This window comes from Streptomyces sp. NPDC088124, assembly GCF_040685895.1.
Classification (GTDB): domain Bacteria; phylum Actinomycetota; class Actinomycetes; order Streptomycetales; family Streptomycetaceae; genus Streptomyces.
In genome coordinates, this window is record NZ_JBFBJB010000089.1 from 23954 (window position 1) to 30958 (window position 7005).

At 73.1% G+C, this 7005-nt stretch carries 4 protein-coding genes and 2 pseudogenes; 4 read left to right on the plus strand and 2 right to left on the minus strand.

From position 1 onward, the window contains the following. Positions 1–40 precede the first annotated feature (40 nt). Positions 41–1252, plus strand: coding sequence for an aldose epimerase family protein (locus tag AB0P17_RS40705; RefSeq protein WP_365819705.1), 1212 nt, complete (start codon positions 41–43; stop codon positions 1250–1252). A gap of 64 nt (positions 1253–1316) precedes the next feature. Here the strand turns inward: AB0P17_RS40705 and AB0P17_RS40710 are convergent, their stop codons facing one another. Further along, positions 1317–3197 (minus strand): glycoside hydrolase family 9 protein, encoded by a 1881-nt coding sequence (locus tag AB0P17_RS40710; RefSeq protein ID WP_365819707.1) that lies wholly within the window; start codon positions 3195–3197, stop codon positions 1317–1319. A 192-nt stretch (positions 3198–3389) separates the two neighbouring features. On the opposite strand from AB0P17_RS40710, the pseudogene AB0P17_RS40715 reads away from it, so the two are divergent. Then, positions 3390–3820, plus strand: a pseudogene (locus AB0P17_RS40715) (carboxyltransferase domain-containing protein). Then, positions 3817–4712, plus strand: a pseudogene (locus tag AB0P17_RS40720) (biotin-dependent carboxyltransferase family protein). Before AB0P17_RS40715 ends, AB0P17_RS40720 begins: the two co-directional pseudogenes overlap by 4 nt. A 368-nt stretch (positions 4713–5080) precedes the next feature. Here the strand turns inward: AB0P17_RS40720 and AB0P17_RS40725 are convergent. Then, positions 5081–6121 (minus strand): sporulation protein, encoded by a 1041-nt coding sequence (locus AB0P17_RS40725; RefSeq protein ID WP_365819708.1) that lies wholly within the window; start codon positions 6119–6121, stop codon positions 5081–5083. 273 nt (positions 6122–6394) lie between these two features. Here AB0P17_RS40725 and AB0P17_RS40730 point away from each other — a divergent pair, with 273 nt between their 5' ends. After that, positions 6395–6886 (plus strand): carboxymuconolactone decarboxylase family protein, encoded by a 492-nt coding sequence (locus AB0P17_RS40730; protein ID WP_365819711.1) that lies wholly within the window; start codon positions 6395–6397, stop codon positions 6884–6886. Positions 6887–7005: the final 119 nt, after the last annotated feature.

Below are 7005 nucleotides of genomic sequence, written 5' to 3' on the forward strand. Positions count from 1 at the left end.
ACCACCCACACCTCTCACCCCTCTGTCAGGAGCCGCACGCATGACCACTGAGCCGCTGCACACAGAAGCGGAAGCGACGAAGGACCGCCACCGGACGGGCGCCGGCCCGGCGACCAGACGCACCGTGCTGGCGGGCGCCGCCGCGGTCGGTCTCACCGCCGCCGTGACCGGCCAGGCCCGGGCCGCCTCGGGGGGCAGGGCCCCCACCCGCGAGCTCTTCGGCCGGCTCGCCGACGGGACCAAGGTGCACCGCTGGACCCTGGAGAACGGCGGTACCCGGCTCAAGGTGCTCAGCTACGGCGGCATCGTCCAGTCCCTGGAGATCCCCGACCGTCGCGGCCACCGTACGAACGTCTCCCTCGGCTTCGACAACCTGGACGACTACCTCACGGCGACCACCTTCTTCGGCGCCCTGATCGGACGGTACGGGAACCGGATCGCCGGGGGCCGCTTCACCCTCGACGGCCGGACCCACCAACTCCCCCTGAACGACGGGCCGAACACCCTGCACGGCGGCACCAAGGGGTTCGACAAGAGGGTCTGGGACGTCGAGCCCTTCACGGACGCCACCGGAGTGGGCCTCGTCCTGCGCTACATCAGCCCGGACGGCGAGATGGGCTACCCCGGCACGCTCAAGGTGAAGGTGACGTACACCCTCACACCGCGGGGCACCTGGCGCATCGACTACGCGGCCACCACGGACCGGGCCACCGTCGTCAACCTCACCAACCACACCTACTTCAACCTGGCCGGGGAGGGGAGCGGCGATGTGTACGGCCATGAACTGACCCTGGAGGCCTCCCGCTTCACCCCCGTCGACACCACCCTGATCCCCACGGGGGAGCTGGCGAGGGTGGCGGGGACGCCCTTCGACTTCCGTACGGGCAAGCCCGTGGGCCGGGACATCCGCGCGGGCCACTCCCAGCTCCTGCGCGGCCAGGGCTTCGACCACAACTGGGTGCTCGACAAGGGCCTGACCACCGCACCCCGGCCCGCGGCCACCCTCCGGGACCCGGGCTCCGGGCGCATCGTACGGATCGCGACGACCGAGCCGGGGGTGCAGTTCTACTCGGGGAACTTCCTCGTCGGCACCCTGGCCGGCACCTCGGGCCGGATCTACCGGCAGGGCGACGGACTCTGCCTGGAGACCCAGCACTTCCCCGACTCCCCGAACCAGCCCTCGTTCCCCTCGACCGTCCTGCGTCCGGGTGAGACCTACCGGTCCACGACGGAGCACTCCTTCCACGCCTGAGCACACACCGGGAGACGGGCCCCCGACCCGCTCGGGGACCCGTCTCCGCATGGTGCGGCGCCGCTCAGCCGCCCGCGGGCCCGGTTCGGCCGCGGGTGGACGGCTCGGCGGCGAAGGCCGCGAGCCACACCAGCGGGGCGTTCCAGTTGACCGCCACCTCGTTGGTGGAGTACGAGCCGATGTCGTCGATGTAACAGGCGGCGGGCGCGCACCCGGGCAGCCGCTCCTGCGCGACCGGGTCCTGGAGGCCCGCGTTGGGGCCGCCCGCGAGCGAGCCCGCCGGCGGACGGGGGAGCGACGGGTCCGCCTGGTGCGCCCAGAACCGGTGGTGCTGGTTCTGCGACGACCGCTCGCCGTACCCGGTGACGTAGGACAGGTCGAGTGCGTTGCGGCCCAGCAGGTAGTCGAGTGTCTCGATCGCCCCGGCGCGGTAGCGCTGCCCGCCCGTCAGGTCGTACGCCACGGCCAGCACCACCGCGTTGTTGGCGACCTGGCCGTTCGAGCCCCACACATACCCGCTCGCGGGCAGCGGCACCGCGTATCCCTGACCCGCCATCGTGGCGAGGTGGCCGTCGGCGGCCGCGGTCACCGAGGCGCGGATCCGGGCCGTGTCGGACGCGGTCAGCCCGGTGGGCACGGTCGCGAGGGTGAGCCGGCCGAGCGCCGCCGTGTCGGCCCAGCCGAACCCGAACGCGGTGAGGGCGTTCGTGGAGGTGTGCCAGGGCGAGGTGGTGACGGCGTCGCGGTACGCCGCCTCCCCGGTCGTCGCGTACAGCTCGGCGGCGGCCCAGTAGAACTCGTCGCTCACCGTCGCGTCACCGTAGGCGCCACCGCCCGTCCCGTCCGAATCCGGCGCGATCAGCCCCGGGTTGGCGCGCGCCGCCGTCCAGGCGCGCCGGGCCGAGTCCAGACAGCGGGCCGCGAACGCCGCGTCGTACGGGGCGTAGACCCGGGCGCACTGGGCGGCGGTGGCCGCCAGGTTGAGGGTCGCCGCCGTCGACGGGCGGTGCAGTTCCCGCTGCTGGCCGTCCTGTTCGGGCCGGGTGGGCAGCGCCGTCCAGGCCGCGTCATGGATCTTGTGGAACGCCATCCCCGCGCGCGGCTTGTCGGCCGGCACCTGCATCCGCATCAGGAAGTCCAGCTCCCAGCGCGCCTCGTCCAGCACGTCGGGGACGCCGTTGCCGCGCTCCGGGATCCGGAGCGTGGAGTCGCCCAGCGCCCCGGCCGTACCGGCCCGTCCGGCGCGTTCGTACGCGTTGACCATCAGCCAGGCGGAGAGGCCCCCGTTGACGACGTACTTGCCGTGGTCCCCCGCGTCGTACCAGCCGCCCCGCACATCGCGGCGGTAGTCGCAGACCCCGGCCTGGCAGGGCACGCTCGTGTCGCCCTTGTTCGGCGCGACCCCGAGATGTCCGGCGGGCCGCCCGTACCCCGCGCCCGCGAGCGACGCCTCGATCGCGATACCGCTGCGCTGCTGGTGGAAGAACGACATCGCGTCCGAGCGCAGCGCCCGGTAGAGCCCGGTGCCGATGGCGAAGGGATGGCTGCTCCGCCCGTCCACGACGAGGGTGAAGCCGCTTCCCGTACCCGAGTAGGAGGAGAAGTCGGCGAGATGGGTGGCGTCACGCGAGGCGGTGTCGGTACCCCGGACGGTGGTGGTCCCGGAGGCGACGACCGCGCCCGCCGCGTTCCTGAGCTGCCACGTGAGCGGCGCCGCCGACGCGGTCACGACGGTGGCGCGCTTGGGGCCGTCCGGCAGATAGCCGAGCTGATTGGCGCGCACCGGGGTGTCCGCGGTGGCGGACCGGCCGGGCCCGGAGGCGTCGGCGCCGACGGCGGACGTGGTCGCGGGACCGGTGACCAGCAGCGCGGCGGAGAGCGCCGTGGCGGCGAGCCAGGAGACGGTACGGCGCGGACCGCGGAGCGGATATGTCGGAACGGGCATGGTGGGGGACCCCTTCGCAGGCGGCTCGAACACGAGGGTGGGAGCGCGGAGACGCGAACGCGGAATGGGAGCGCTCCCATACGGAGCGTTGCATGGACACGTCAAGTGGTCAATGTGTGCGGCGCGGAAAAGAACCCGGCGCCGGCCCGGCGCACCTGAACCGTCCCCGGGACCGGACCCGGCCGCCGGGACGTGGTCGCCGCGGCGCTCACCCTGCTGATCACCTACGACCCCGCGGTCACCGGGCACGACACCCTTGCCGGTGAGGTGACCCGCCGCGCCCGGACGCCCCGAACCGTACGAACCGGCACGGTAGGCCCCCACGGCGAACTGACCGTCCCCGTACGGTACGACGGCGCCGACCTCGACGAGGTGGCGCGGCGCACCGGGCTCACCCGGGCCGAGGTGATCGCCCGTCACACCGCGCCCCGGTACACCGTGGCCTTCGCCGGATTCGCGCCGTCGCGGTGGCGAGCGGTTTCACCGGCGTCTACCCCGGCCCCTCACCCGGCGGCTGGCACCTCCTGGGCACCACCTCGCTCACCCTGTGGGACGAGCGGCGCGACCCGCCGGCGCTGCTCGTACCCGGCAGGGCCGTCCGGCTGCGGGAGGCCGGCCGGTGAACGGGCGCCATCTGGAGATCCTCGCCCCGGGACCGCTGACCACCGTCCAGGACCTCGGCAGGCCCGGCTGGGCCCATCTCGGTGTGACGGCGTCGGGCGCCGCGGACACCGCCTCCCTCACCCTCGCCAACCGGCTGCTCGGCAATCCGGAGAACACCGCGGCGCTGGAGATCACCTTCGGCGGGCTGCGCGCCCGGATCCACTCCCGTGGCCCGGACGGGGCACCGGGCGTGCTCCACCTCGCCCTCACCGGAGCGCCCTGCCCGGTCCGGCTCGGCGGCGCGGCCGTGGGCATGAACGCCCCGGTCGCCGCGGCCGACGGCCACCTCCTCGAACTGGGGCCGCCCTCCTCCGGGCTGCGCACGTATCTCGCCGTACGGGGCGGGCTCGACGTACCGCCCACCCTCGGCTCCCGGTCGGCCGATCTGCTCTCGGGCCTGGGCCCGCCGCCCCTGACGGCGGGTGAGCTGCTGGCCGTCGCACCGGCCGCGGGGCCCCTGCCAGGCGTGGACCTGGCGCCGTGCGCCGCCCCGCCAAAGGAGTTCACCCTCCGGGTGGTGCCGGGGCCGCGGGACCACTGGTTCGACGCGCGGTCCCGCGAGACCCTCTACCGGGCGCGCTGGGAGGCCACCAGCCGGAGCAACCGGGTGGGGGTGCGGCTGGCCGGCCCCGCCCTCGTGCGCGGGAGGCACGACGAGCTGCCGGCCGAGGGCATGGTCCGCGGCGCGCTCCAAGTGCCCCGAACGGGCTGCCGATCCTCTTCCTCGCCGACCATCCGGTCACCGGCGGCTATCCGGTCATCGGGGTCGTCCACGCGGACGATCTCTCCCCCGCCGGGCAGCTTCCGCCGGGCGCGGCCGTACGCTTCCGCCGCTACGGGGCCGGCCGCTGATCCGGCGCCACGGCTCCGGCCACTGGTCACCGGTCCGGGCCGGGGACGCGACTGTGGTCCGGCTCATAGAAGAACGGGGCGCGGAACGGGAACGCGATGCAATGGTTTACCGTTCATACATATGTGGACGCGGAGGGAACCGTGTCCCCGGGCCTCCCCCGAGCGCCCGGGAACGCCGAGAGGCGACCGCCCTCCGCGACCGCACCGGAACGGCCCCGGCTGGAATCCCCCGTCCAGCCGGGGCCTCCGTGCGTCCGCACCCGGGCGCCGCCGGGCCGCCGTTGCCGTCCCGGCGACGACGGGCCGCCGTGCCGGGGCCGGACCGCGGGTGCGGCCCCGGCCGCGGGATGGCAGCGGGCCGCTACTCGCTACTCGTCGGCCCCGCCCTCGTCTTCGTCGCCCTCGAAGGCGTCGCCGATCTCGTCGACGACCTCCGCCGCGACCATGCCGCCCACGATGCCGACCGCCACACCCGCGGCGACGCCGGCCACCACGGCTCCCGTGCTCGGCCCGGAGCGACGCTCATCGGAGTGGTACTCGCCATGACCCTTGTCGGGGTAGCCGCCGTGCCCGCCCTGGTGACCGTAACCGCCGTGGCCGTGGGCGCCGTACGAGCCGGCCCGCGCGGCGTGCGCGGCGTGCGCGTCTACGATCTGCCGCATCCACCCCTCGACCTCGGTGTTCCACGCCGTAGCGGCCACGTCGTGGTGCGAGACGGTGAACCGGTGCACGGTGTCATGGCCGCCGGAGAAGAGCCCGCCGCGCTTGTCGGCCTCGATGACGACCTCCATCCCGCCGGGTGTGGCGAGGAACGTCACCTCGACCTCGTTCACCGTGTGCGCGTACTGCGCGGGCGGGGTGAGTTCCAGCTCCTGGTAGAAGGGCAGCTGCTGGCCGGTGCCGTGGATGTGCCCCAGCTCCAAGTCGGCTGATTTGAAACCCCAGCCGAGCTGTCCGAGAGCCTCCAGGATCGCCTCCTGGACTGGCAGCGGCGCCACGCGGAGCTGGTCGAGGTCGCCCTTGTCGCGGGCTCCGGCCACGGCCAGTTCGGTCCGTACGCCCAGCACCACGCCCAGCGGCTGCCCGTGCAGCTCCGTCACCGGCGTCTCCCACGGCAGGGTCAGCGAGAACGGCACGGCGTACTCGCTCTCCTCGGCCAGCCGGAAGCCGCCGCCGACCACCGCGCGGTCGAAGACGACGGTCCCCTCGGCCTCGCCGTCCTCGCCCTCCGCCTCCACATGGGCGACCAGATCCAGCGTGATCTGCTCGATCTCCACGTCCGCCCGGCCACCGCGCAGCAGCACCCGGCCGGTCAGGGGACCGCCGGGGACGGCGGTCGTGCTGTCCAGCACCGTGTCGACCGAGGGCCCGCCGACACCGACGGCTCCGAGCAGTTTCTTGAACACCATCGTGGCGTCCACTCCTTCATATGCTTCTGTCGTTCCCTGCACGGATCCCCGCTGAGGACCGGCGGGGCGTGGGGAGCCCCCAGAACTACCCCAGAGGGTAAAGCGATTCCCAAGAAGCGCCCCAGGAGCGACGTTTTCCAGCCACTCGGGCGGTGGGGCGGCTTCCCTCCCGGACCCGGGCGGCCCTCCGCACCCCGGGAACCCGTGGAAAGCTCTTCCGGTATTTCTCGGTTCCGTTCCCCGACCACCCTTCCTGCGAATAGAGTTCGGGGCATGACCAGCAATGAATCCGCTCCCCGTGTACCGCTGAAGAAAATCACCCCGGACGTCTCCGGTGCCATGGGCGCCCTGCACGCCGCCGCCGTTTCCGCGGCGGCCGACGCCAAGGTCGAGCCGGAAATCCTGGAATTGATCAGGATTCGCGCCTCGCAGATCAACGGCTGCGCCTTCTGCCTCGACATGCACACGAAGGACGCCCGCGCCCAGGGCGAGGCGGAGCACCGTATCTACGCGTTGAACGCCTGGCGGGAGACGCCCTTCTTCAACGAGCGGGAGCGTGCCGCCCTCGCGCTGACCGAGGCCGTGACCCTGGTGCACGACGGGCAGGTGCCGGACGCGGTGTACACGGAGGCCGCCGCCGTCTTCGGGGAGGCACAGATCGCCGCGTTGATCTGGGCGGCCACCGTCATCAACGCGTACAACCGCATCGCCATCGCCACCCGGATGATTCCGGGCGCGTACCAACCGGTCCCCAAGAATTCCTGAATCAGGGATACGGAGAAACGCGGATATCGCGCCGAGCCGTTCAGAACGGCTCCGGGCCAATTCACGCTGGGCGTAGGCGGGTATTCGGCGCCCGGGGGGTCAATGCCGGTGCGCCCGGG

Excerpts from the sequence above, each read along its gene's own strand:
- AB0P17_RS40710 (WP_365819707.1), bottom strand. The coding sequence starts at position 3,197 with ATGCCCGTTCCGACATATCCGCTCCGCGGTCCGCGCCGTACCGTCTCC.
- AB0P17_RS40705 (WP_365819705.1), top strand. The coding sequence starts at position 41 with ATGACCACTGAGCCGCTGCACACAGAAGCGGAAGCGACGAAGGACCGC.
- AB0P17_RS40725 (WP_365819708.1), bottom strand. The coding sequence starts at position 6,121 with ATGGTGTTCAAGAAACTGCTCGGAGCCGTCGGTGTCGGCGGGCCCTCG.
- AB0P17_RS40730 (WP_365819711.1), top strand. The coding sequence starts at position 6,395 with ATGACCAGCAATGAATCCGCTCCCCGTGTACCGCTGAAGAAAATCACC.